Below are 23,923 nucleotides of genomic sequence, written 5' to 3' on the forward strand. Positions count from 1 at the left end.
GCAATCGGCGGCCGGGCACGACCAGGACCGCGTGCTCCTACTGCGGGGTCGGGTGCGGTATCGAGGTCACCACCACGTCCGACGACACCGGCGCACCGGTGATCGCCAAGGTGAGCGGAGACACACTGCATCCGTCGAATACCGGGCGGTTGTGCACCAAGGGGGCCACCCACCTCGAGTTGATGCGGGCACCGGGCCGGATGTCGACCGCTTTTCTGCGACCCGAACGTGGCACCCGGCCACAGTCGGTCGGCGTCGACGAGGCGGTACGCGAGGCCGCTGCGCGGTTGCGGCGGATCCTGGCCGAGCACGGCCCCGACGCCATAGCGCTCTATGTCTCCGGGCAGATGTCCCTGGAGGCCCAATACTTGGCCACGAAGCTCGCCAAAGGTCACCTGCGCACTATTCATATGGAGGCGAATTCCCGGCTGTGCATGGCCGGTGCGGGTACCGGTTACAAACAGTCGCTGGGCGCGGACGGACCGCCGGGTTCCTATGACGATTTCGAGCACGCCGATCTGTTCTTCGTGATCGGCGCGAATATGGCCGACTGCCATCCCATCCTGTTCCTGCGCATGGCGGACCGGCTCAAAGCGGGCGCGAAACTGATCGTGGTGGATCCGCGGCGCACCGATACCGCCGCCCGCGCGGATCTGTTCCTGCAGATCGCCCCCGGCACAGATCTGGCCCTGCTCAACGGTCTGCTGTACCTGCTCGTCGAAGCCGGCGATATCGATACCGAATTCATCGCCGAGCACACCGAGGGCTGGGATGCCATGCCGGAGTTCCTCGCCGGCTATCCACCGGAGAGAGTGGCGGAGCTGACCGGTCTGGCCGAATCGGATATCCGTACCGCCGCGCGTTGGATCGGGACGGCCGGGGAATGGATGAGCCTGTGGACCATGGGACTCAACCAGTCGACCCACGGGACCTGGAACACGAACGCGCTGTGCAATCTGCATCTGGCCACCGGCGCCATCTGCCGTCCCGGCAGCGGACCGTTCTCGCTCACCGGGCAGCCGAACGCCATGGGCGGACGCGAGATGGGCTATATGGGTCCTGGTCTGCCCGGCCAGCGGAGTCTGCTGAACCCCGCCGACCGCGCGTTCGTCGAGGACGCCTGGGGGCTGCCGCCGGGAACACTGCGCGCCGAGGCGGGCCCCGGCACCATCGAGATGTTCCGCGAACTCGCCGCGGGCACGATCAAGGCAGCCTGGATCATCTGCACCAATCCGGTGGCGACCGTCGCGAATCGGAAGACGGTGATCGCCGGCCTGGAAGCGGCGGAACTGGTGATCACACAGGACGCCTACACCGAGACCGCTACGAACACCTACGCCGATATCCTGCTGCCGGCCACCCTGTGGGCCGAATCGGACGCGGTGATGGTGAACTCCGAACGCAGTGTCACGCTGCTGCGGGGAGCGGTCGAACCGGCCGGTGACGCCCGGCCGGACTGGCAGTTGATCGCCCAGGTGGCCACCGCCATGGGGTTCCCCGGCTTCGAGTACGCCTCGAGCGCCGAGGTGTTCGACGAACTGCGCCGCTTCGCCAACCCCGCCACCGGCTACGACCTGAGCGGGATGAGTTACGAGACGCTGAGCGAGGGTCCGATGCAGTGGCCGTGCCCCGACCCCGCACAACGCCGCAACCCGATTCGCTATCTGAACGACGGCGTGAGCGGTCCACGCTACCGTGATCCCGAAGGCAACGAGCCCCGGCCGGCGTTCGCCACCCCGAGCCGACGCGCCGTCTTCTGGCCGCGGCCGCATATGCTGCCCGACGAAATGCCCGACGACGACTACCCGTTCCTGCTCAATACGGGCCGGCTGCCGCATCAGTGGCATTCGATGACCAAGACCGGTCGCGTCGGCAAACTCACCAGGCTGAACGGCGAACCGTTCGTGGAAGTCCATCCCGACGATGCCCGCACTCTCGGGCTGGAGCCGGGGGACGAACTGGAGATCGCCTCGCGGCGCGGGCGCGCGGTGCTGCCCGCCCGGATCAGTGACCGAGTGCGGCCCGGTGGCTGTTTCGCGCCCTTCCACTGGAACGACGAACAGGGCGAATACCTGACCATCAACGCGGTGACCCACGACGCGGTCGATTCCGATTCACTACAGCCGGAATTCAAGGCCTGTGCGGTCGCCCTGCGCCGGGTCGCGCCGATGCGGCGGGCGGATAGGCCGGAAACAGTGGGCAGCGCACCGGAATCCGCCGCGGCCGGTCCGCACCCCCTCGCCACGCTACTCGGCCTGAATACCGCGGCCACACCGACGCTGAGCGAAACCGAGCGGATCTATCTGGGTGGCTATCTCGCCGCGCTGCAGTCGTTGCCGGTCTCCGGGCAGCCGGTCCTGCCCACGTCGGCACCGCTGTCGGATCGGAGCCGGCTGTGGGTGGACGGGTTGCTCGCCGGTATGTATTCGCGCGAAGTGCCCGCGGACCCGGAGGCCGGCGACCCGACCGCGGCCCCGGCCCGGACCGTGACCGTGCTGTGGGCCTCCCAGACCGGCAATGCCGAGGATTTCGCCGCGACCGCCGCCGCGCGGCTCACCGAGTCCGGGCTCCGGCCGCGGCTACTCGATATGGACTCTTGCGAACTCGAGGGGCTGACCGACGACGTCCTGGTCGTCACCAGTACTTTCGGTGACGGCGGCCCACCGGACAACGGGGCCGATTTCTGGACCCGGCTCGCGGCGAGCGCGGTCCGGCTCACCGGTATGCGGTATGCGGTGTTCGCGCTCGGCGACTCCTCCTACGACGATTTCTGCGGCCACGGTCGCAAACTCGACACCCTGTTCGCCGACCGCGGCGCGATCCGGCTGCTACCACGCCAGGACTGTGAGCCCGATTTCGACGAACCGGGGGCGCACTGGCTGGACGCGGTGATCACCGCACTGTCCGAAGCGGGTGGATCCGAGCCGTCCGCCGGCCCCGGCGGTGGAACTCCGCGCCGAACCGCCGACGCGCCGGCCGGTGGTGCTACCGCGGTCGGTGTCCTGGAACGGACCGCGCCCGCCCCGCTCTCGGTGCGGGAAGCGGCAGCCACCGCGTTCGCCCGCACCGCACCGGTCGCCGCGCCTCTCCTCGACAACGAGGTGCTGACCGCCCCGGGCGCGGCGAAGGAGGTCCGGCGGATCAGTTTCGACCTGACCGGGCTCGACGCTCGGTACGAGGTAGGCGATTCGCTCGGGGTCTGGCCGGCCAACTGTCCGTCGCTGGTCGGGGAATGGCTGGCGGTGACCGGCCTGGACGGTCGTCGCTCCGTCGCCGCCGGCCAGCGCGAGATACCGCTGGAGCAGGCCCTGCGCACCAGCTACGACATCACCCGGGTCTCGCGCGATCTGCTGGAATTCGTCGCCGGGCACAACCCGAGCAACCGGCTCGCCAAATTGCTGCGCCGCGACAACCGCAACGAACTCGCCTCCTATCTGTGGGACCGCCAGCTGGTGGATGTGCTGCGGGACTTCCCGGTCCGCGCCGACCTGGTGGAATGGCTCGATGTGCTGAAGAAACTGCAGCCGCGCCGGTATTCGATCTCGTCGAGCCCGCTGACGAGCCCCGACCGGGTGGAGCTGACCGTGGGCATCGTGCGCTACGGCGACCCGGCGGCCGCGGGCTCGGCGGCCCGGCGCGGCGGCGTCTGCTCCACTTTCCTGGCCGACCGGGCCACCAACGCCCCGGTGCCGATATTCCTGCAGCGCGCACCGCATTTCCGGCCACCGCTGGACCCCGGCGTGCCGATGATCATGGTCGGCCCGGGCACCGGTATCGCGCCATTCCGCGGTTTCCTGCACGAACGGCGCGCGCTCGGGGCGACGGGACGCAACTGGTTGTTCTTCGGCGATCAGCACGCCGCGCAGAACTTCTACTATCGGGCCGAGCTGGAGGACATGTTCCGCACCGGCCACCTGGCGCGACTGGATCTGGCCTTCTCCCGGGATCAGCGGGAGCGGATATACGTGCAACACCGCATGATCGAGCACGGTGCCGAACTGTGGTCGTGGCTGCGCGACGGCGCCCATTTCTATGTGTGTGGTGATGCCGCGCGGATGGCCGCGGATGTGGACGACGCGCTGCTGCGGATCGCCCGCGTCCACGGCAAACTCGACGAGGACGGCGCCCTGGCCTTCAAAAAGCAGCTCACCGCCGAGAAACGCTATGTCCGAGATGTGTACTGACGACCCGGCTCAGGCAGCGGGGGCATTGAGCCGGGCGAAGTCGGCCAGGCGGTAGTACGGGTAATAGGGGTAGGGCGGGGTGAGCGCGCTCGCCTTGTCCAGCCGGGCCAGCTGGTCGGCGGTGAGTGCCCAGCCGACGGCCCCGAGGTTCTGGCGCAACTGTTCCTCGTTACGCGCACCGACGATGACGGTGCCGACGGTGGGCCGGGCGAGCAGCCAGTTCAATGCGATTGCGCCGGCGACCTACTGGCCGAACACGGTTTCGCCCGGCTCGACCTCACCGAGGTCGCCGCACGCGCCGAGGTCGGCAAAACGACCGTCTACCGTCGCTGGCGCACCCCGACCGGACTCATCGTCGACCTCCTGGTAGATATGGCCGCACAGTCACTACCGCGCGCCGATACCGGCTCCCTGCTCGGCGATCTCACCGTCAATGCCCGGCTGGTCGCGGAAACCCTCGCCGACCCCCGGCAGGGCCGCCTGTTCCGCGCCGTGATCGCCGCCGCCACCTGTGACGAGAGCACCGCTATGGCGCTGCGCCGGTTCTACGACGTCCGGCTCACCGAATGGTCGCCGTGTATCACCGACGCCGTCGCCCGCGGGGAGGTACCGGCCGGAACCGACCCTCGCGCGGTCCTCACCGCGGTCTCCGGCCCGCTCTACTACCGGCTGCTGGCCAGCGGTGACCCCATCGACGACGCGGCCGCCCGGACGGCGGCCGAAACCGCGGCGCACGCGGCCGCGGCCGGGATATTCGGCCGTACCGGCCCATGACCCCACCGGATCACCGGGTGGCCGTTCACCGCGCCTTGGGAATCCAGAACGGATCACGCCCGGTGAGCCCCAGCACCCGGTGCAGGGCCGGAGCTCCGGGGCCGACCGGCACCACGGGGCCGAAGAGGCCGGGTGTGCCCTCCGGCGGTGTGTCCTTCAGGAACCGCAGCAACACCGCGAGATCGGTTTCGGCCACCTCGACGTCGCGGCCGGTGGCCCGCGCCAGATCCCAGGAGTGGATGATCAACTCGTCCAGCGCGACGCGCGCCGTGACCGCCGCGGGCATGGTCACACCGCCGGCCTCCGTCTCGCCCTCCCATGCCTCCGGTTCCTGCCACGCTGCGGCGAGAGCCTTCAACTGCGCGGGAATCCGGGCCCGCCAATCCGGCGCCAGGGCCGCGCCGCTGTCGAATTGCGGCGCCGCCGACGCCCCGACCGCCTCCTTGGTGGCGGCCGCGCGAAACGCCTCGGCCAGTCCGCCGACATGTTCCAGAATCGCGCGGACCGGAAGATCGGCGGGAGTGCGGGCATCGAGCTGCTCGTCGCCGATCGCGGCGACGATATCGGCGAGTGCGGCGGCCGCCTGCGACATATCGAATTCGGGTTGCATTGGGGCTCCTCGGGGTCGGTGGATCCACCTGTACCGACGAACCCGGCCGATGGAATTCACCGGCCGTTCGGCAAAAGGTACCGAGCGACCGCCGGAGGTTACGCCGGGGCCCCCACACTCGAGCGGACCGCCGCGTGCAGATCACGCAACCCGGCCCGGCTGGTGACCACCTCCAGCACCCGGAACCCGCTCGTGGTCCCGGTAAGCTCGGTCGCCAGATCCTCCAGTCCGACCTGCCGGTGCGGAACCCGGTAGGCCGCGCACAGCGCCGACAGGTCCATCCCGTGCGGGGTGCCGAACACCCGCTCGAAAACACCGGCGTACTGCGGGTCGCCCTGTTCGAGGAGTTCGAAGATCCCGCCCCCGTCGTCATTGGCGACCACGATGGTCAGATCCTCCGGGCGTGGTTCACCGCGCCCGATCAGCAGGCCGGAGGCATCGTGCAGGAAGGTGAGATCCCCGATCAACGCGACAGTGCGACCCGGATGGTGCAGGGCCGCGCCCACCGCCGCGGACACCGTGCCGTCGATACCGGCCACGCCCCGGTTCGACAGCACCCGGACGCCGGGGCGCGGCGTCGACACCAGCGCGGCGTCGCGTACCGGATTCGACGCCCCCAACAGCAATTGATCACCCTCGCGCAGCGCGTCCATCACCACCGCGGCCACGTGCAGGCCGGTGGGCTTCATATTCCTGGACAGTTCCTCGCGGACCACCGAGTGGGCCCGCTGGTCCAGCTCGCTACAGCGGGTCAGCCACGCCGGATCGGGCGTACCGGTCGTCGTCGCCCGGGTCCCCGTGCCGACGACATTGCCCGAGACATCGGGCCAACGCGGGCCGGTGGTGAGCGCGTACACCCTGACCTCGGGGTCGGCCAGTACCCGGGAAACCTGCCGGTGCAGTGTCGGCCGCCCGGTGATGATCGCCTGGCGGGGCTTCAGCAACGGCAGTGCCAGCGGATGCAGGGCCGGACCGTGCACCGACGCGGTGGGTTCGGCGACCGTCGGCAATGCCGCCAGTTCGGTGTGCAGACCGGCGCCGTGCCCGGATATCACCACGGTATCGGGAGTGAGGTCGATACTCAGCGGGACATCGAGAGTGGCGTACTGGGTGGCCGTCCAGGGCTGTCCGATGCCACGCCCGGCCGGGATGTTCTCGTCCTCCAGTGAATCCGGCACCAGCGGTTCGCGTAGCGGAATATCGAAGTGCACCGGACCGGCGTTGCCCGAGCGGATCCCGCGGGCGGCCGCCAGTACTCGGCACACCGCGGAACGCCAGACGCTGTTCTGCTTCGGATAATCGGCGGCCGGCTCGGCCTCGGCGAGTCCCAGATTGATGGTCGTACGCACCTGGCTGCCGAACAGACCGAGCTGTTCGACGGTCTGGTTGGCGCCGGTGCCCAGCATCTCGTACGGACGATTGGCGCTGAGTACGATCAGCGGGACCCGCGCGTAATTGGCCTCCAATACCGCGGGCCCCAGATTGGCCACCGCGGTGCCCGAGGTCATCACCACCGGAACCGGGGCGCCCGAGGCTATGGCCAGGCCGATCGCCAGGAATCCGGCGGTCCGCTCGTCGACTCGCATATGCAAGCGGAGTCGTCCGGCGGCATCGGCGGCCTGGAGGGCGAACGCCAGTGGAGCGTTACGCGAGCCGGGACACAGCACGACTTCCCGAACCCCACCGCGTGCGAGTTCGTCGACGACTACCCGCGCCTGCGCTGTTGACGGATTCACGCCTCTAGATTGTCAGACCACGGGCGCCGTGTCGGCGTCGCCCTGCTCACACAACTCGGCCGTGACCGTTCCGCGTCGGAACCCGGCGGCTCCGCGCCGCTCGGGGCAGGCCGGATATCGATACCCCCGAGAATTCCCCCCGTTGGGGACCTCGCCGTCGAGGCCCCCAGGTGCCGCGCGCACGCGCGGTCTTGTCACACGTCGCTCAGCCGGCGTGCTTCTGCACCAGGTCGCCGACCCGGGGCAGCGCCTCGATAACGTTCTTCTTCGCCGAGGAACGCATCGAGTTGTACACCTTCTGCAGGGCCGGGCGGCTGGAGCTCGCGGCACGTGCGTCGGTGACGGTCAGCAGGGACTCGGCGACCTCGTCACCCTTGGCGCTCAGCAGCTCACCGAAGGTGCCGGTGCCACCGGCCTGGAACTCGCTCCAGTACGGCTGGAGCTGCTCGAGCAGCTTGGGCGCCAGCGATTCCAGGGCGTCGGGCACGATGGACGGGCTGATCTTCTTCACCGCCGCGTACCCACCCTTCACGGCCAGACCCGACGCACCACCCTTATCGGAGACCTCGGCGTCCAGAACCTGGACGGCGTCGGCGAGAAAGGCCGGGCGCGTGGCCTCGTCAAGCAGTGATTCAGACAGTGCTGCAACCAATTTAAGGATCCTCCGGATCAGTACTCGTATGGACGGGCAACGCAACTATACGCACCACCCGCAGGAGTACTTTCCGCCCCGCATGGGTAAGCAACAGGCGGAGATGACGCCTCCGCAACCACGGAAGCGTTACGGCGCCACGTGATTCGGCCCGGCCCGCCCCGCCGCACCGGGCCCGACCAGCAAGATCGGCCGGGCGACCCGTCACACGCGGGAACCGGGAGCCCCTGCCCCGACCCGGATACCGCCGTGGCGATACCGCCGGGACGCCCCGATCACGGCTGCCAGGGCAGAAGTTGAACCATCAGTCCTTCACTGTCGGCCAGCACGGTGCCCTCTTCGTCGACGAGTTCGGCGCTGATGAAGGTTTTGCGGCCCTCGATGCGCTCGACCCGGCCGCGCACCGTCAGTGGCGTATCGAGCGGCGTCACCTTGCGGTAGTTCACGTGCAGGAAGGCGGTGCGGCTGATCGGACGCCCGGCGTAGTGCACGGTCATCCCGAACAGGTCGTCGAACAGTAGCGGGAGGACACCGCCGTGCGCGGCGGCGTTCCCGCCGAGATGGAATCGCCGGAACACACCCTGCATCACGATGCCGTCTGGTCCGGCCGAGACCGTCCGCCAGGGCAGCAGCAGCAGACTGCCGCGCCCGGGCAGTTCGACGGCCCGGCCGGCCGGGCCCTGCTGCTCCGGAGCCCGGTAGGGTCCGAGCAGATCGATGAGCGCGTTCACCTGATCGCGGGCCGCCCCGTACACCTCGGCGGGGGCGTCCGCGGAGACGGCGAGATCCTGGAGCGTGCGCATGGCCTCGACGAATTCACCGAATTCCGGGCCCACCCGGGCCGGGGTGACCTTGGGGAACCCGCCGTGCCGCTCGTACCGATCCTCGTCGACGGCGCTGTCGTCGATCGTCGGTTGGGTCTGCTCGCTCATATACGCACCGTAACTCCGGGTTATACAGCGTCCAAACATTTCGGCTCAGATGTGGTGAACTCAACGGCCCGCCGACAGCCCCGCCGAGCCTGGTGTAATCACCCCATGACGTTCAATCCGACGCTGTGGCGCGAAGTGGCCGGGTTCGAGAACCTGACCGACATCACCTACCACCGCCACATCGAGCAGGGCACGGTCCGGATCGCATTCGACCGCCCCGAAGTGCGCAACGCCTTCCGCCCGCACACGGTCGACGAACTCTTCGGCGTCCTCGAACACGCCCGGACGACCGCCGATGTCGGCGCCGTCCTGCTCACCGGCAACGGACCCAGCCCCAAGGACGGCGGCTGGGCGTTCTGCTCCGGCGGCGACCAGCGCATCCGCGGCCGCAGCGGCTACCAGTACGCCAGCGGTGACACCGCCGACACCGTGGACAAGGCACGTGCGGGCCGGCTGCACATCCTGGAGGTCCAGCGCCTCATCCGGTTCATGCCCAAGATCGTGATCGCCCTGGTCAACGGCTGGGCCGCCGGCGGCGGCCACAGCCTGCACGTCGTCTGCGACCTCACCCTCGCCAGCCGCGAGCACGCGCGCTTCAAACAGACCGACGCCGACGTCGGCAGCTTCGACGGCGGCTACGGCAGCGCCTACCTCGCCAAGCTGGTCGGCCAGAAATTCGCCCGCGAGATCTTCTTCCTCGGCCGCACATACACCGCCGAGGACATGCATGCCATGGGCGCGGTCAACGAAGTGGTCGACCACGCCGAACTGGAGAACGTCGCCTTGGAATGGGCGGAAGCCATCAACGGCAAGTCACCCCAGGCCCAACGCATGCTCAAATACGCCTTCAACCTGGCCGACGACGGCCTGGTCGGACAGCAGTTGTTCGCCGGGGAGGCCACGCGGCTGGCGTACATGACCGACGAGGCCGTCGAGGGCCGCGACTCCTTCCTGGAAAAGCGCGCCCCCGACTGGACCCCCTACCCCTGGTACTTCTGAAATTTTGGCGCCGCCTCCGGCGGCGCCAAAAAACCCAAAAAACACAGCACCTTCACGAGCAGGTCGGCATCTCCCACCTTCACCAACAAGCCCGCCCCCGCCGCGCGCCACCCACCCCGTCCCACGCGGCGCAAATCGGACACAACATCGCTGGCACACCCCTAGACTTTTCGACGATGGACATCCTCAGCAGCCGCATCATCCTGCGCCCGCGGGACTACGCGACCACACTGGCCTTCTATCGGGACTCCCTCGGCCTGGCGATCTACCGCGAATACCCGGGGGGAACGGTTTTCTTCGCCGGGCAGTCGCTCATCGAGGTGGCGGGGCACGGCGGTTCCGACGCCGCTCCGCGTAGCTTCGCGGGCGCGATCTGGCTGCAGGTGCGCGATGTCGGCGCGGTGGCGGTCGAACTGACGCTGAGCGGGGTGGCGATCGACCGGGCGCCGGTGACCGAGCCGTGGGGCCTGGTGGAGATGTGGGTGACCGATCCGGACGGGGTACCGATCGTGCTGGTCGAGGTGCCGGAGGAGCACCCGCTCCGACGGGACACCCGCTGACCCGGTACGGGTCGGAGTTTTCTGCCGGGTTGCCAACCCCCGGTCTCCCGGGCGACGATACGATCGGATGGCCGCCCGATCACCGACGCCCGGTGCGACCGCTTTCGTACCGTCCGACGAGTGAATCGCAGTCCCATGCCTGGCCCAGCCCAATCCGATCAGCCGGCTCCGGCACCCTGTCCCGGCAGCATCGAACCCTGCTGTCCGCTTTCCGGCGGACAGGAAACCATCGCTGCCGTGCGCGAGCGCAGCGCGCGAGTCACGGCCTACCGACAAGCCGGAGACAGGGCGCGGCCGTGACGAAAACCTTGCGTACTCTGCCCATACCTACCGGCAGCGGCGTCAGCGATGTGCTGCCGCATCTGCGGCAGGTGCTGGACGATAGCGGTTCGGCGGCCTGGCTACCGGTACCCGCCAGCGACCGGCGCGAAGCCCGCCGGCTGGGTGACGCGCTCGCCCCGGGCGAGCCGATCGCCGAGGATATCGCGCTGGTGGTCACCACCTCCGGTACAACGGGGGTCCCGAAGGGTGCCATGCTCACCGCGGCGGCGTTGCGAGCCAGCGGTGATGCCACCCACGAACGGCTCGGCGGCCCCGGTAGCTGGCTGCTCGCCCTGCCCACTCATCACATCGCCGGACTGCAGGTGCTGCTGCGGTCGTTGCTGGCCGGGACCGAGCCGACGGTGGTGGATGTCTCGGGCGGTTTCCTGCCCGAGGCGCTGGCCGGCGCGATCGCGGGTATGCGCGGGGAACGCCGGTACACCTCGCTGGTGCCCACCCAGTTGATCAAGGTCCTGGAGACACCCGCCGCGACCGCCGCGCTGGCCGAGTTGGACGCGGTGCTGATCGGCGGCGCCGCGACCCCGTCGCCGGTGTACGAGCGGGCTCGGGACGCCGGGATCAATGTCGTGCGCACCTATGGCATGAGTGAGACCTGCGGCGGCTGCGTCTACGACGGTGTCCCGCTGACCGGGGCCCGGGTGCGGATCGAGAACGACCGCATCCTGCTCGGCGGCGAAATGCTCGCCGCCGGCTACCGCAATATGCCCGACCATCCGGCGTTCGCCGAACCGGGCTGGTTCCGCACCGACGACGCGGGCGCTCTCCAGGACGGCGTACTGCGCGTCCTGGGCCGGTTGGACGAAGCGATCAGCACGGGCGGCCTGCTGGTGATCCCGCAGGTGGTGGAGGCGGTACTCGCCACTCATCCGGCCGTATCGGAATGTGTGGTGCTCGGCCTACCCGACGACAGGCTGGGTCAGCGGGTGGCGCTCGCGGTGGTGCCGGCGCCCGGATCCACGCCCACTCTCGACCAGCTGCGTGACCATGTGCTGGCCGAACTGGATGCCGTGGCCGCCCCGCGCGAACTCACCCTCGTCGACGAGATTCCGTTGCTGGGACCGGGCAAACCCGATCGCGGCGCGCTGCGCAAGCATCTGCTGGCCGGGTCGGCGTCCTGAGCGAGCGGTCCGTGGCGGTTCCCGCCACGGACCGCTCGACGGTTCAGGACTCGTCGTCGCCGTACTCGCCTTCGTAATCGTCCCCCAGCGGGACCGCGATGGACTGTTCGGCGATATCGACCGGGTTCGCCTGCCACTCGTCGAGACGCCCGCCGACCAGCGCGGGCTCGTCGGGTACCGGCATATCCTCGGGCACCGACCGGGGATCGATATCGCTGTCGGGGGCATCGTCGGGGTAGGCCGGTACGTCCTGTTCGGCGCGGTCGGCCTCGGGCACTGCTTCGAAGGTGCCCGGATCGATCGTCCGGGGCAGCTTGTCGCGCTGGGCCATGATGGGCTCCTCTCCTCCGTATACGCCTCGCCGGGCGACTACCCGCCGAGAGGAAGATCAGTCCAACTTTGTCGAGAATGCCCCGAATGATCCGATCGGGCAAGTAACCGGTATCCCTCGTCACAGTTCCTGTGCACAGCCGCCGCGGCATACCCGGGCCCGGTTCCACCAGGCCACACTCCTGGACCGCGGCGGTCCGGGGAGAGGTACCGTCGACTACCCCGGCGGCCCGGCGCCTCGCTGCCGCCGTACGCGGTCCGTGGCCGAGCCGCGCTCCACCCCGCGCATTAGGCTGCGGAGATGGCTACCGCAGCACAATGGATCGAGGGCGCCCGGCCCAGAACTCTGCCGAACGCGATCGCCCCCGTCGTGGCCGGTACCGGCGCCGCGGCCGCCATCGATGGTGCGGTGTGGTGGAAAGCGCTGCTGGCCTTGGGTGTTTCGCTGGCGCTGATCATCGGGGTCAACTATGCCAACGACTATTCCGACGGGATCCGCGGCACCGACGACGAACGCGTCGGCCCGCTGCGGCTGGTCGGCTCCGGGCTGGCCTCTCCCGCAGCGGTCCGGGGCGCGGCCCTCGCGTGCCTCGCGACCGCCGCGGTACTCGGGCTGATCCTGGCAGTGCTGTCGGCCCCCTGGCTGCTGTTGGTCGGCGCGGTATGCCTGGCGGGTGCCTGGTTCTACACCGGCGGAAGCAAGCCCTATGGCTATAGCGGTTTCGGCGAGATCGCCGTTTTCGTATTCTTCGGCCTGGTGGCCGTGCTGGGGACGCAGTACGTCCAAGCGCTCCGGATCGACTGGGCCGGAGCGGCGCTGGCGGTCGGGGTCGGGGCGTTCTCCAGCGCGGTTCTGGTGGCCAACAACCTGCGCGATATCCCGACCGACAGCGAAACCGGTAAGACGACGCTGGCGGTGAAGATGGGTGACACCCGCACCCGCACCGTGCATCTGGTTCTGCTGGTGGTCCCGTTCGTACTGACCCTGGCGCTGGTGGCCCGCACCCCCTGGGCCCTGGCGGGTATGCTGGCCCTCCCCCTGGCCGTCCGCGCGAACGCGCCCGTCCGGGCGAACCGCGCCGGCCTGGAGCTGATCCCCGCCCTGCGCGATTCCGGCCTCGCCCTCCTCGCCTGGTCCGTACTGTCCGCCGTCGCCCTCTGGCTCGGCACCTGAACTCTCAGTCGTTGTCCGGGATCAGGATGCCGATGGCCCAGTTGACGATCGTGACGATGATGGCACCCAGGAACGCCGCCCAGAATCCGTCGATCCGCAGGCCGTAGTCGGTGACTTCGGTGATCCAGGCCGTGAGCCACAGCATCAGCGCGTTGATCACCAGCAGGAACAGGCCGAGGGTCAGGATGACCAGTGGTAGCGACAGTAGTTTCACCAGCGGTTTGACGAAGGCGTTCACCACGGTGAACACCGCCGCTACCGCGAGCAGGACCACGATCTTCGCGCCGTTGCCCTGGTCGGGCGGGGAGACGATTTCGATATTGCCGACCCATAGCGCGGCCAGCCAGATGGCGAAGGCGGTGCCGATCAACCGGAGCACAAGCTGCATATCTCATGCTAAGCACACCGGAGCGTCGCGCGCCGGATACGGCGGGATTCCGGCCCGGCCGCAGGCGTGATCCGAGGAGTCGGGGACGCCGAGCGCGGCCGGGCCGGGTGCGCTCATGCCGCCTTGTCGAGAAGGGTGTTGATCTCGCCACGCAGGCGGGCGATCCTGTCGGGGCCGCCGAGCAGTTCGGTGGCGACCGGACCGGGTGTGCGCAGGATGCCGAGCAGGACATGGCCGGATTCGATGGATTTGTCCTTACGCGCCAAGGCTTCGCGCAGCGACAGTTCCAGGGCTTTCTTTGCGTCGCGCGTGAACGGGACATGCCCGAAGCGCCCGCCGCGGCGACGGCCGCGGGATTCCGCCGCGGGGATCGCCCGGTCCAGTGCGTCGGCACCGAACCCGGCTTCCAGGCTTTCGCGTACCGCGTCCAGGTCGATACCGATGGAGCGCAGCGCCTCGGCGTCGCCGGGCCCCAGTGGGTCGTCGGTGGTCGCGGCGCTCAGCGATTGCTGTGCTCCGTGCAGCGTGAGCCCGGTCTGTTCCAGTAGCGAGCGCAGTTGCGGTTCGCTCTCTTCCAACAGTCCGAGCAGGAGGTGCTCGACCCGGATCTCCGGGGACCCCAGTTCCCGCGCCTGCTCCTGCGCTGCGACGACCGCCGTTCTGGCGGCCCCGCTGAATCGTTCGAACATCTATCGACCCCTGTCTCTCCGGTTGTGTTTCTGATGAACCGCCTGTTTGCTGACCTCGAGTGCGTCCGCGATGGCCTGCCAGGACCAGCCCTGGTCGCGGGCATTGCCCACCTGGATCGCTTCCAGCCGTTCGAGGAGTCTGCGCAGCGCCAGCACGGCCCGTAGACCCACCGCGGGGTCCGGGCTGCCCGCCGCCGCGGCCAGCGTGGTTGCTTCAGTCATAAGTCAATTTTTATTGACGCTCACGCCTGATGTCAACAAAAATTGACGACAGGTGCGCGCAATCGCGACGCAAGAGCTGTGCAAGTGGGGAAGAGGACCGTAGCCGCCATGACGAATCACGTATCCGCGGCCACGTTCGCGATCGAGGCGGACGACCTGGTCAAGGTGTTCGGCAGCCAGCGGGCCGTCAATGGGGTGAGCCTGGCCGTGCCCCAGGGCTCGGTCTACGGCGTACTCGGGCCGAACGGGGCGGGCAAGACCACGACCATCCGCATGCTGGCCACTCTGCTCCGCCCCGACGGCGGCAGCGCCCGGGTGTTCGGCCGCGATGTCGTCGCCGAACCGGGCGCCGTGCGGTCGCTCATCGGCGTCACCGGGCAGTACGCCTCCGTCGACGAGGATCTGACCGCCACCGAGAACCTGATGGTCTTCTCCCGGCTGCTCGGACTGAGCCGAGCGACGGCCAGACGCCGGACCGCCGAACTACTGGAAGAATTCGAGCTCACCGACGCGGCGAACAAATCACTGAAGAACTTCTCCGGCGGTATGCGCCGCCGGCTGGACCTGGCGGCCGGTCTCATCGCGACCCCACCGTTGCTGTTCCTCGACGAGCCGACCACCGGCCTCGACCCACGCACCCGGGCCCAGATGTGGGAGACCATCCGCAGGCTGGTGCGGGACGGCATCACCGTACTGCTCACCACCCAGTACCTGGACGAAGCCGATCAGCTGGCCGATCGGATCGCGGTGATCGATCACGGCCGGGTCATCGCCGACGGCACCGCCGACGAGCTGAAGGCATCCATCGGCGGCTCCTCGCTCCAACTGACCCTGGCCGACCGATCTCAGCTCGAAACCGCCCGCCGGATCATCGCCGAGGTGTTGCACACCGAGGCCCAGACCACACCGGAGGCCGGCCGGCTCACCGCGGCGCTGCCCGATCCGAACGGCACCACCGAGTTGCTGATCAGCCTGCGTGACCGCGCTGTCGCGGTGGAGGAGATCACGGTGACCAAACCCAGCCTCGACGAAGTGTTCCTCACCCTCACCGGCCACCCGGTCGAATCCGTTACCGACACCGAACGGACCGCAGCATGACCACGACACTGACCGAACCCGCGCCCGTGGCGGCGCCGCGGGTGCCGGTACCGGCCGCCCGCATCGGCCTGCGCAGAACTTTCGACAACACCTTGACCATGGCTTACCGCGGCCTGCTCAAGATCAAGCACAATCCCGAGCAGCTCTTCGATGTGGTGATCCAGCCGGTGATCTTCACTCTGATGTTCACCTACATCTTCGGCGGGGCCATCTCCGGCGATGTGAAGAACTATCTGCCGGTGATCATTCCGGGCATTCTCGTCCAGACTGTGGTGATGACCTCGGTGGTCACCGGTGTACAGCTCAAAGAGGATATGGAGAAGGGCGTCTTCGACCGCTTCAAATCCCTGCCCATCGCCCGGATCGCCGCGCTGTCCGGTGCGCTGACCGCCGATATGGTCCGCTACGGCATCGCGTCGGTGCTGACCGTGGTGATGGGGTTCCTCATGGGCTACCGTCCCGAGCCCGCCGGTGTCCTACTGGCGGTGCTGCTGGTGGTGGTCTGTTCCTTCGCCACCAGCTGGATCTGGGCCTTCTTCGGCGTGATCGCCAACAAGGCCTCGGCGGTGCAGGGCTACTCCATGCTGGTCATGTTCCCGCTGACCTTCGCCTCCCCGGCCTTCGTGCCCAAGGAGACGATGCCGGGCTGGTTGCAGGCGTTCATCGACGTCAACCCGGTCTCCCATCTGGTCTGGGCCTGCCGGGAACTGATGAACACCGGGCATATCGGAATCCACGTCGTCTGGTCCCTGGTCGGCGCCGCGGCGATCGTCGCGGTATTCGCGCCACTGACCGTCCGGGCCTATATGCGCCGGGCCTGACGGCAGCGGCCGCCGGGCCCGCTCAATCGGCCGCGATCCGATCGAGCGGGCCCGGCGGCCTCGCCGCGATCCCGCCGACCAACTCGAGAATCCGCGCGGCGGCCATATTCCTGCGCAACCGGCGCGCGGCCGCCAGCGCCGCGTCCAGCCGCGGCGCACCGATCCGGTCCCGCCACAGCGCGCAGTGCCGCTCCCACCGGATCACCGGGTAGTCCTGCCGACCCGACACCACCTGCGCCAGCGCGAGCAGTTCGACCGCGGCCTCGGTCCGCTCGTCCAGAGCCAGCAATCCCGATCCCAACGCACAGGCCACCGCCCCGATCTGCGGCAGGTCCGGGACGCTGTCGAGCCGGTCCAGTGCCATACCCGCGAGTTCGGGTACCAGCACGGCGACCGTCTCGGCCCGCCCGGCGAGCACATGCGCGGCGACCGTTGTCGCACACATCAGCAGCGCCCCGGGGCCAGGCGTGAATTCGCCCTCCTGCCAGGCCAGCAGATCCAGCGCGCGCCGGAAATGGGCCAGTCCGGCCTCGATATGGCCTTCGGCGAGTTCGACCTCGGCCAGACCCGCCGCGATCGTGGACAGTCGATGGTTACGGCGGATGGTCGGGTCGTCGACCAGTTCCAGTCCGGCGGGACCGGAATCGGACAGACCCAGGGCAGCCGCGAGTTCCCGGCGTGCCCGCACCGGATCCCCGATACCGGCCAGGGAGACCGCCAGGTACGACCGCACCTCGAGACTTTCTTCGTAGGCCTGGATCCGGAGCAGCAACTCGGCCGCTTCCTCGTAATAGCCGACCGATTCGCGGTAGTGCCCGGTCTGGCCGTCCAATGCGCCCAGATGCTGCACCACCATCGCCCGATTCCACACCTGTGCCTCGCCGGTGAGCGCCCGGGCGACGTGCGCGTCCCGGCGGGACGCGTGGATCCGGCCCATGTTCTCCCAGATGTTCGCCCGGGCAACCAGCGCGACAACCCTGATCCGTTCGTCGTCTGCCCGCGCTCCGTCCGCGAGCAATCGGGCCAGCCGTATCGAATCGGCGGGACAGGTCAGCAGCAGCCCGAGATAACGCAGGGTTGCGGTCAGCCCGACGGCGTGCCGCAGCAGCGCGCGGACCCGGGACCGGACCACCGCCAACTCCCGGAGACTACGAGTCATGAATGCCAGATGCAGCGCGGTCATGGCATGGCCGAGCATGTGCAGATCCGCGTAGGTTCCCGACGCCCGCTCCGGCGGCGGTAGTGCGAGCAGCCGCGGGATCCAGCCCAGCAATTCCAGGTGGGCCCCATGTGCGACCCACCGCATGGCCAGCGCCGGGAACACGGCGTACACGGTGAACCGGTCCCGGTCCGCCTCGGCCCGGCGCAGCACCGCGACGAGGTTGTCCAGTTCCGCGACCATGAGCAGGGCCGGTCCGAGTTCGTCACCGGCGAGATAGCGCCGCGCGACCGCCACCGCGAAGTCGCGCGCCCAGCGCGCCATCCGCGACTCCACGAGTTCGATCTCGCCACCGGACTCGTCATCGGCCGCGACCAATTGCTGCTCACCGAATTCGCGAACCGTCTCCAGCATCCGGTAGCGCACGCCCCCGACGTGCTCGGCAGCGGGGTCCGCGTCCTCGACAACGGTCAGCAGCGATTGCCCGACCAGTCCGTCGACGGCTGTCGCGATATCGCCGACCTCCGGACCGCCGGCCACCACCTCCGCCGCGTCCAATGTGAAACCCGCCGGGAAACGGCACATCCGGCGCAGCGCGATCTGCTGGGAGGGCTCCAGCAGGTTCCAGCTCCAGGCGATCACCGCGTGCAGGGTGCGATGCCGTTCCGGTGAAGTGCGGTCGCCGGTACGCAACAGCGCGAAACGCTGGTCGAGCCGCCGCTCGATATCCTCCACGCTCATGGTCCGCACCCGGGCGGCGGCAAGTTCGATGGCCAGCGGCAACCCGTCCAGCGTGTGGCAGAGCCGGGCCACGACCTCCGGGTCCAACCGGACCGACGGCCGTACCGCGCGGGACCGGGCGGCGAACAGGTCGGTGGCCGGTGACCCGGCCGGGTCGATCGCCAACGGCGCCAGCGGATACACCGTTTCGGCGGTGATCGCCAGCGGTGATCTGCTGGTGGTGAGCACGGTGAGTTGCGGACAGCTCCCCACCAGATCGGCGACCACCAGAGCCGCACCGTCGATCAGATGTTCACAGTTGTCCAGTACCAGCAGCATCGGCCGGGCCGAGAGCGCGTCGCGTAACCGGCGACTGCTGTCGGTGGGCGGACGCACCTGCGGCAGCGCGCGATCGCGGACGGTCTCCCCGAGACCCACCGCCCCCGCGATCGCGGACTCGATATCCACCACCGCGTCCCGGCTCGTACCCTCCGGACGCACCGAGGCCAGTTCCACCAGCACCACCGGCCGATCGGCGGCCGACCGTGCGGCCAGTTCATTGGCCACCCTTGTCTTCCCTGCCCCGCCCGGCCCGAGCACGGTGGTCACGCGCGAAACCCGGAGCAGGCGGGCGAGTTCCGTGAGATCGTCGGCACGGCCGAGCAACGCGTTGGGCGCGGCCCGCACACCGACGGCCGTGATCGGTGATAGCGGGGCGGGCCGCCCCGCCTCCTCGCGGGATCCGAGATCGCCGCGCAGGATCGCAGTGTTGAGTTCGGTGATCGCGGCCCCCGGGTCGGTACCGAGTTCGGTGGCCAGAATCGTCCGCAGCGCGGCGAAGACGTCCAGCGCCTCGTTATCGCGGCCCGCGGCGGCGAGCAAACGCATCAGGGTCCGGGCGCGGGCCTCGTCCGCGGGCTGCTGTCGTGCTTGCGCACGGGCGATTTCGACAGCGCCGTCCAGATCGCCGCATGCCTCTCGGGCCGCCCGCTCGATATCGTCGAGTTCTCCGGCGTATTCCGCGGCCAGGCCGGCGAGTTCGGTGGCCGGTTCGCTCGGCGGCAGCTCGGCGCCCGGCTCCCCGGACCACAGGCCGCGCGCGTGGCCCACAAGGGCCAGCGCCCCGGCCGGATCGCCCGCGGCCAATGCGGCACCGGCGCGGCGCGCCGATTGCCGCGCGGCCGTCAGATCCACCTGGTCCGGCTGCAGCGCGAGCCGATATCCGGCCGGGCCCGCCTCCAGCACTCCCTCGGGCAGAGCGGCCCGTAGCCGCGAGATCTGGGTGTGCAGCGCGTTCATCGGCGAACGCGGCGGCTCATCGCCCCAGATATTGTCGATGAGTACGGCGGCGCTGCGGTCGCGACCCGGCCGTAGCGCCAGCGCGACCAGCAGCAAACGGGCCCGGGCCCCCGGCAGCGCCACCAGCTCCGCGTCCCGGCGCAGCGCGATACGGCCCAGCAGCGTCACCACGAGTGTTTCGGCCGCGGATGCCGGGATCACCGGAAGACGGCCGTGCGAGCGGCCCGGATCGAGCTCCATACCGACGTCATCGTATGCGCCGCGCCGTCGGCTCGGCGTCACCACCGGGTTGTGCCGTCAGGCCCGCCACCGTCCGGTGGCCAGGAACTCATCCAGGACCGCTGTGGGCTCGGTCAGGTCCCAGCCCTGGCCCGCGACCCATTCGTCGCTGTAATAGGTGCCCGCGTAGCGTTCACCGCCGTCGCACAGCAGGGTGACCACGCTGCCGCTGCGCCCGGCCGCCAGCATCTGCGCGATCAGCGCGCACGCGCCCCAGAAGTTGGTTCCGGTGGAACCGCCCACCATCCGGCCGAGCCCTTGGCTCGCGAACCGGGCCGCGGCGATCGAGGCCGCGTCGGGGACGTGGATCATCCGGTCCACCACCTCCGGGACGAACGAGGGTTCCATCCGGGGTCGTCCGATCCCCTCGATCCGCGACGGCATCCCGGTCGCGTAGTCGCGCAGGCCGGTCTCGTAGGCGCCGTAGAACGCGGAGTTGTCCGGATCCACTACGGCCAGCCGGGTCGAATACCGGCGGTAGCGAATATACCGGCCGATGGTCGCGCTGGTACCGCCGGTGCCGGCGCCGACCACGATCCACTCGGGCACCGGGTGGGTCTCCAGGGCCAGCTGGTTGAAGACGGACTCGGCGATATTGTTGTTCCCGCGCCAGTCCGTCGCGCGTTCGGCATTGGTGAACTGGTCCAGGTAGTGCCCGCCGCATTCGGCGGCCAGCCGGGCCGCCTCGGTGTACATATCGGGTGCGCGCTGGACGTAGTGGCAACGCCCGCCCTGGGCTTCGATGAGCGCGATCTTCTGCGGTGAAGTATTGGCCGGGACCACCGCCACGAAATCCAGGTCGAGGAGTTGGGCGAAATACGCCTCGCTCACCGCGGTCGAGCCCGACGATGCCTCGACGATCGTGGTGCCCTCGGTGATCCAGCCGTTGCACAGGGCGTAGAGGAACAGGGACCGGGCCAGCCGGTGCTTCAGGCTGCCGGTGATATGGGTGGATTCGTCCTTGAGGTAGAGCTGCACATTCCAGCCGGCCGGCAGCGGATACCGCAGCAGATGGGTGTCGGCACTGCGCTGGGCGTCGGCGTCGATGAGCCGGATCGCCTCATCGGCCCAGTCGCGCGGGTTGCCGCGCGCGCAGGACTTCACGCCGGGCCGCCGGAGCTACCCTTTTCCCCGCGTTCCGGATCCGTCTCCGGCGTGCTCTCGGCCGTGCTGCCGGACCCCGGCGCGGCGGGCTTCTCCGGTACCGCGGTCCCGGGCTCCCCGCGCAGCCGGGCCCGCAGCTGTGCCTTGTCCCGGCGGCGGCGTTCGTCGACCGCCGCGATATCGGAGTTCACCTTCGTGCGCAGGCCCTTGAACAGGGTCAGCGAGAGCGGGAGCGCGATGACGATCGCGAAGAGAATCGCCACGACCAGCGGAATCTGCACCCCGATCACCGCGGTCACGGCCATGATGACAGCGGTGAGTACCGCGACCAGTACCAATCGGGCCAGGGTGTAGAGCGCCAGGTTGCGTGCCAGCCGCCGGCCCGGCGACGTACCGGGCCGGGGGGCGTTCGGTTCCTCGGATAGGTTCACGTCACTCACCTGACCAGCGTAAGCGACGCACCGAACGCCCTCGTACCGCGTATCCGTTTTGTCCATTACCTCCGCTTTACCAACAGTAGGTGGTTCGAACACCCGGGGGTCGCGGTGCCACTATGTCGGAATCCGATGAGAAAACGTGACGAAACAGAAAGGTTTGCCATGACCGCGATCGCCATGGGGGCACAGGAGAACCTGTTGACCCCGGGCCAGGTTGCCGCCCTGTTCCACGTAGACCCCAAGACCGTCACCCGCTGGGCACATGCGGGACGGCTCGGCTCGCTGCGCACCCCGGGTGGCCATCGCCGGTTCCGTGAATCGGAGGTGATGCGATTGCTCGAATCGCTCACCACCGAGGCGACCGTACGCGGCTGAGGCCGCGTACGCACGGACGGCACCACTATGCGGACAGCTCGGCCGCTCCCTCGACGCGGCTGAGCTGGCCCCCGCCCGGCGGGCGGCCCGGCAGGCACCGTGGGGCGGACCCGTCCGCGGCCCGCGGGCGGCGCGCGCGAAAGCGTAGGTACCGACGTGGAGCTACGCCGGCCCCACGACCGCACTTACCCCGTAGCGGCTCGTGGAGTTAACCTCGTTGGAGGAGGTGAGCCACGTGATGTACCTGTTGGCACTCATCGCGATCGTTGCGATCGTGGTGCTGTGCTGGAAGGCATTCGGCCCCGGACACAGCACGTCCGCGCCGGGACCGACCCGAAAGCGTGTTCTCGGCCCGGATGACGATCCCGAATTCCTCTGGCGTATCTCGCGTCAGCAGAAACATCGGGACGGCGATCCGGGGCCCGCCGAACACTGACGCCCGCGTCCCGACAAAGCCCGGCCGCGGGTATTACCCGCGGCCCGGAGGGCAGGTTCAATCGCTGGTGCTGTCCACTTGGGGCAACCCCTCGACCGCCCGCAATTTATCCGCGACCACGGCCAGGCGGTCGAGCGCGTCGGCCGGCAGGCCGACCGCGGTGCGCACCAATCTGACCAGGGAGTCCGGCTCGAGACCACAGATGAGCGCGTTGTTCGCGGCCACCGACGCGCAACAATCGGCATCGCCGCTGTTATCCGAACTGAAATTCTCCGAATCCACTGCCGCTCTCCTCATTGCTCGCCGCGCTATGGAGGGGAAATGACCGGTCACGCCCGATAAATCGCAGGCCGGGCCTCGTACAGTTCAGCAAATAACTCGCCCGAACAATAGCAACCGTGCATTGCGGCGGAGTAACGATCATTACGGCCGGAGAAATAGCCGTCCGATCAGGTCAGGCCGGAGTAACTGTGCAGACCGGAAACGACCAGGTTGATGATGAAAAGGTTGAACAGCATCGCCACGAAGCCCGCCACATTGATCCACGCGGCTTTCGTGTCCCGCCACCCGGAGGTGGCCCGCGCGTGCAGGTACGCGGCGTAGAGCACCCAGGCGATGAACGAGCAGGTCTCCTTCGGGTCCCAGCCCCAGAACCGTCCCCAGGCCGCCTCGGCCCAGATCGCCCCGAGGATGACCCCGGCGCCGAAGAGCGGGAACCCGATGATGGTGGTGCGGTAGGCCAGCCGGTCGAGCGTACGGGCATCGGGCAGGCGACGCGCGATCATACCCAGCACATTCGAGGATTCCGCACCCTCGGGCTGACGCATCCGGTACAGGAACAGCAGACTCGCCACACCCGACACCAGGAACACGCCACTGCCCACACTCACGATCGTGACGTGCAGCGGCAGCCAGAACGAGCGCAGCGCGGGTACCACCGGCGCCGCGTCCGAGTAGAGCACCGTCCCGGCGAGGAACATCAGGATCAGCATCGGTACGAGCAGGAACACCCACATCGCGCGGAAGCGGGCGTCCCGCATGAGCACCAGGCCGACCACCGCCGCGGCCGCGGTCGCCATGGATACGAACTCGTACATATTGCCGAGCGGGAACCGCCCGGTGGAGAATCCGCGCAACACGATCGAGCCCACATGCAGGGCCACCGCCACGAACAGCACCGAGAAGGCCATATTGCCCAGTCGCTCGGACAGCGGCCGGGTCGGCGTCTCGGCGATCCGGCCCGGGGTCGCACTGCCCGCGGCGACGCCGCCGGCGGGAACCATCTCCCGCTCGCTCACCTGCCGGACCCGCGCCGAGGCGTACTGCACGATCAATAGCAGCAGCACCAGCGCGTACACGACGATCGACGTCTTGTAGGCGAGGTCGCTGTAGCCGGCGAGCGTATCGTCGATCGGCATCGTTATATCTCCCGTGTTCGTACCGCGGTGCTCGGTGGACAGCACTGCTGCCCGTGCGTGGTCGCCC

23 protein-coding genes and 2 pseudogenes are annotated in these 23,923 nt (G+C 68.9%); 11 read left to right on the forward strand and 14 right to left on the reverse strand.

What is annotated here, in order from left to right:
• Nucleotides 1-4,184: bifunctional nitrate reductase/sulfite reductase flavoprotein subunit alpha (locus NGR01S_RS17540; protein WP_063038127.1), on the forward strand; the 4,184-nt coding region annotated here is incomplete at its 5' end.
• Between the two features lie 9 nt (nucleotides 4,185-4,193).
• Here the strand turns inward: NGR01S_RS17540 and NGR01S_RS17545 are convergent.
• Nucleotides 4,194-4,415 (reverse strand): annotated as a pseudogene (locus NGR01S_RS17545) (aldo/keto reductase); the annotation flags it as partial.
• A gap of 15 nt (nucleotides 4,416-4,430) precedes the next feature.
• On the opposite strand from NGR01S_RS17545, the pseudogene NGR01S_RS32850 reads away from it, so the two are divergent.
• Nucleotides 4,431-4,523 (forward strand): annotated as a pseudogene (locus NGR01S_RS32850) (TetR family transcriptional regulator); the annotation flags it as partial.
• 33 nt (nucleotides 4,524-4,556) lie between these two features.
• Nucleotides 4,557-4,958 carry a TetR-like C-terminal domain-containing protein gene (locus NGR01S_RS17550; RefSeq protein WP_245664646.1) on the forward strand — a complete coding sequence of 134 codons (402 nt, stop codon included), beginning with the start codon at nucleotides 4,557-4,559 and terminating at the stop codon, nucleotides 4,956-4,958.
• A 25-nt stretch (nucleotides 4,959-4,983) separates the two neighbouring features.
• Here the strand turns inward: NGR01S_RS17550 and NGR01S_RS17555 are convergent, their stop codons facing one another.
• From NGR01S_RS17555 to NGR01S_RS17570, 4 genes are all read right to left on the reverse strand, one after another.
• The gene (locus NGR01S_RS17555) at nucleotides 4,984-5,568 is read right to left on the reverse strand and encodes a TIGR03086 family metal-binding protein (RefSeq protein WP_063038133.1); all 585 of its coding nucleotides are present in this window, start codon (nucleotides 5,566-5,568) and stop codon (nucleotides 4,984-4,986) included.
• Nucleotides 5,569-5,666: 98 nt separating this feature from the next.
• A complete protein-coding gene (menD, locus tag NGR01S_RS17560; RefSeq protein WP_063038135.1) occupies nucleotides 5,667-7,304 on the reverse strand; it encodes a 2-succinyl-5-enolpyruvyl-6-hydroxy-3-cyclohexene-1-carboxylic-acid synthase in 1,638 nt (545 codons plus the stop codon).
• 205 nt (nucleotides 7,305-7,509) lie between these two features.
• Nucleotides 7,510-7,956 carry a DUF6918 family protein gene (locus tag NGR01S_RS17565; protein WP_039826921.1) on the reverse strand — a complete coding sequence of 149 codons (447 nt, stop codon included), beginning with the start codon at nucleotides 7,954-7,956 and terminating at the stop codon, nucleotides 7,510-7,512.
• A 275-nt stretch (nucleotides 7,957-8,231) separates the two neighbouring features.
• Nucleotides 8,232-8,888 carry a PaaI family thioesterase gene (locus NGR01S_RS17570; protein ID WP_063038137.1) on the reverse strand — a complete coding sequence of 219 codons (657 nt, stop codon included), beginning with the start codon at nucleotides 8,886-8,888 and terminating at the stop codon, nucleotides 8,232-8,234.
• A gap of 105 nt (nucleotides 8,889-8,993) precedes the next feature.
• Between NGR01S_RS17570 and NGR01S_RS17575 the strand changes: the two genes are divergently transcribed.
• The 3 genes from NGR01S_RS17575 (at nucleotide 8,994) to menE (ending at nucleotide 11,907) form a co-directional block, all read left to right on the forward strand.
• The gene (locus tag NGR01S_RS17575; RefSeq protein WP_063038138.1) at nucleotides 8,994-9,887 is read left to right on the forward strand and encodes a 1,4-dihydroxy-2-naphthoyl-CoA synthase; all 894 of its coding nucleotides are present in this window, start codon (nucleotides 8,994-8,996) and stop codon (nucleotides 9,885-9,887) included.
• Nucleotides 9,888-10,063: 176 nt separating this feature from the next.
• Nucleotides 10,064-10,447 (forward strand): VOC family protein, encoded by a 384-nt coding sequence (locus NGR01S_RS17580; protein WP_063038140.1) that lies wholly within the window; start codon nucleotides 10,064-10,066, stop codon nucleotides 10,445-10,447.
• Nucleotides 10,448-10,743: 296 nt separating this feature from the next.
• On the forward strand, nucleotides 10,744-11,907 hold the full coding sequence (gene menE, locus NGR01S_RS17585; RefSeq protein WP_063038142.1) for an o-succinylbenzoate--CoA ligase: 1,164 nt from the start codon (nucleotides 10,744-10,746) through the stop codon (nucleotides 11,905-11,907).
• Between the two features lie 43 nt (nucleotides 11,908-11,950).
• Here the strand turns inward: menE and NGR01S_RS17590 are convergent, their stop codons facing one another.
• On the reverse strand, nucleotides 11,951-12,238 hold the full coding sequence (locus NGR01S_RS17590; RefSeq protein ID WP_063038146.1) for an Rv3202a family protein: 288 nt from the start codon (nucleotides 12,236-12,238) through the stop codon (nucleotides 11,951-11,953).
• A gap of 300 nt (nucleotides 12,239-12,538) precedes the next feature.
• On the opposite strand from NGR01S_RS17590, the gene NGR01S_RS17595 reads away from it, so the two are divergent.
• Entirely contained in the window at nucleotides 12,539-13,411 is an 873-nt protein-coding gene (locus tag NGR01S_RS17595; protein WP_063038148.1) for a 1,4-dihydroxy-2-naphthoate polyprenyltransferase, read from the forward strand.
• Nucleotides 13,412-13,415: 4 nt separating this feature from the next.
• Here NGR01S_RS17595 and NGR01S_RS17600 read toward each other — a convergent pair whose 3' ends face one another.
• From NGR01S_RS17600 to NGR01S_RS17610, 3 genes are all read right to left on the reverse strand, one after another.
• Nucleotides 13,416-13,799: a phage holin family protein gene (locus NGR01S_RS17600; RefSeq protein WP_063038150.1), complete on the reverse strand. Its 384-nt coding sequence runs from the start codon at nucleotides 13,797-13,799 to the stop codon at nucleotides 13,416-13,418.
• A 113-nt stretch (nucleotides 13,800-13,912) separates the two neighbouring features.
• Nucleotides 13,913-14,488, reverse strand: a complete 576-nt coding sequence (locus tag NGR01S_RS17605; RefSeq protein ID WP_063038152.1) for a Clp protease N-terminal domain-containing protein — start codon at nucleotides 14,486-14,488, stop codon at nucleotides 13,913-13,915.
• Entirely contained in the window at nucleotides 14,489-14,710 is a 222-nt protein-coding gene (locus NGR01S_RS17610; protein WP_039826929.1) for a hypothetical protein, read from the reverse strand.
• Between the two features lie 108 nt (nucleotides 14,711-14,818).
• On the opposite strand from NGR01S_RS17610, the gene NGR01S_RS17615 reads away from it, so the two are divergent.
• On the forward strand, nucleotides 14,819-15,808 hold the full coding sequence (locus NGR01S_RS17615) for an ATP-binding cassette domain-containing protein (RefSeq protein ID WP_063038154.1): 990 nt from the start codon (nucleotides 14,819-14,821) through the stop codon (nucleotides 15,806-15,808).
• Entirely contained in the window at nucleotides 15,805-16,629 is an 825-nt protein-coding gene (locus NGR01S_RS17620; RefSeq protein ID WP_063038160.1) for an ABC transporter permease, read from the forward strand. The genes NGR01S_RS17615 and NGR01S_RS17620 overlap by 4 nt, the downstream gene beginning before the upstream one ends.
• A 22-nt stretch (nucleotides 16,630-16,651) precedes the next feature.
• Here NGR01S_RS17620 and NGR01S_RS17625 read toward each other — a convergent pair whose 3' ends face one another.
• The 3 genes from NGR01S_RS17625 to NGR01S_RS33020 are packed head-to-tail and all read right to left on the reverse strand — an operon-like array spanning nucleotide 16,652 to nucleotide 21,630.
• The gene (locus NGR01S_RS17625) at nucleotides 16,652-20,047 is read right to left on the reverse strand and encodes an ATP-binding protein (protein ID WP_063038512.1); all 3,396 of its coding nucleotides are present in this window, start codon (nucleotides 20,045-20,047) and stop codon (nucleotides 16,652-16,654) included.
• 57 nt (nucleotides 20,048-20,104) lie between these two features.
• Complete coding sequence (gene cds1 / locus NGR01S_RS17630) at nucleotides 20,105-21,190, reverse strand: L-cysteine desulfhydrase Cds1 (RefSeq protein WP_063038162.1); 1,086 nt, start codon at nucleotides 21,188-21,190, stop codon at nucleotides 20,105-20,107.
• Nucleotides 21,187-21,630, reverse strand: coding sequence for a DUF4229 domain-containing protein (locus NGR01S_RS33020; protein WP_307718774.1), 444 nt, complete (start codon nucleotides 21,628-21,630; stop codon nucleotides 21,187-21,189). Before NGR01S_RS33020 ends, cds1 begins: the two co-directional genes overlap by 4 nt.
• Before the next feature lie 159 nt (nucleotides 21,631-21,789).
• Here NGR01S_RS33020 and NGR01S_RS17640 point away from each other — a divergent pair, with 159 nt between their 5' ends.
• Both NGR01S_RS17640 and NGR01S_RS17645 read left to right on the forward strand, forming a co-directional pair.
• Nucleotides 21,790-22,002 carry a BldC family transcriptional regulator gene (locus NGR01S_RS17640; protein WP_063038164.1) on the forward strand — a complete coding sequence of 71 codons (213 nt, stop codon included), beginning with the start codon at nucleotides 21,790-21,792 and terminating at the stop codon, nucleotides 22,000-22,002.
• A 235-nt stretch (nucleotides 22,003-22,237) separates the two neighbouring features.
• Entirely contained in the window at nucleotides 22,238-22,438 is a 201-nt protein-coding gene (locus NGR01S_RS17645; protein ID WP_063038514.1) for a hypothetical protein, read from the forward strand.
• A 57-nt stretch (nucleotides 22,439-22,495) separates the two neighbouring features.
• On the opposite strand, the gene NGR01S_RS30995 is transcribed toward NGR01S_RS17645, so the two are convergent.
• On the reverse strand, nucleotides 22,496-22,720 hold the full coding sequence (locus NGR01S_RS30995) for a hypothetical protein (RefSeq protein WP_157107305.1): 225 nt from the start codon (nucleotides 22,718-22,720) through the stop codon (nucleotides 22,496-22,498).
• 167 nt (nucleotides 22,721-22,887) lie between these two features.
• Nucleotides 22,888-23,856 carry a c-type cytochrome biogenesis protein CcsB gene (ccsB, locus tag NGR01S_RS17650; RefSeq protein ID WP_063038166.1) on the reverse strand — a complete coding sequence of 323 codons (969 nt, stop codon included), beginning with the start codon at nucleotides 23,854-23,856 and terminating at the stop codon, nucleotides 22,888-22,890.
• Nucleotides 23,857-23,923: the final 67 nt, after the last annotated feature.

This window comes from Nocardia grenadensis NBRC 108939, from assembly GCF_001613445.1.
Classification (GTDB): Bacteria; Actinomycetota; Actinomycetes; order Mycobacteriales; family Mycobacteriaceae; genus Nocardia; species Nocardia grenadensis.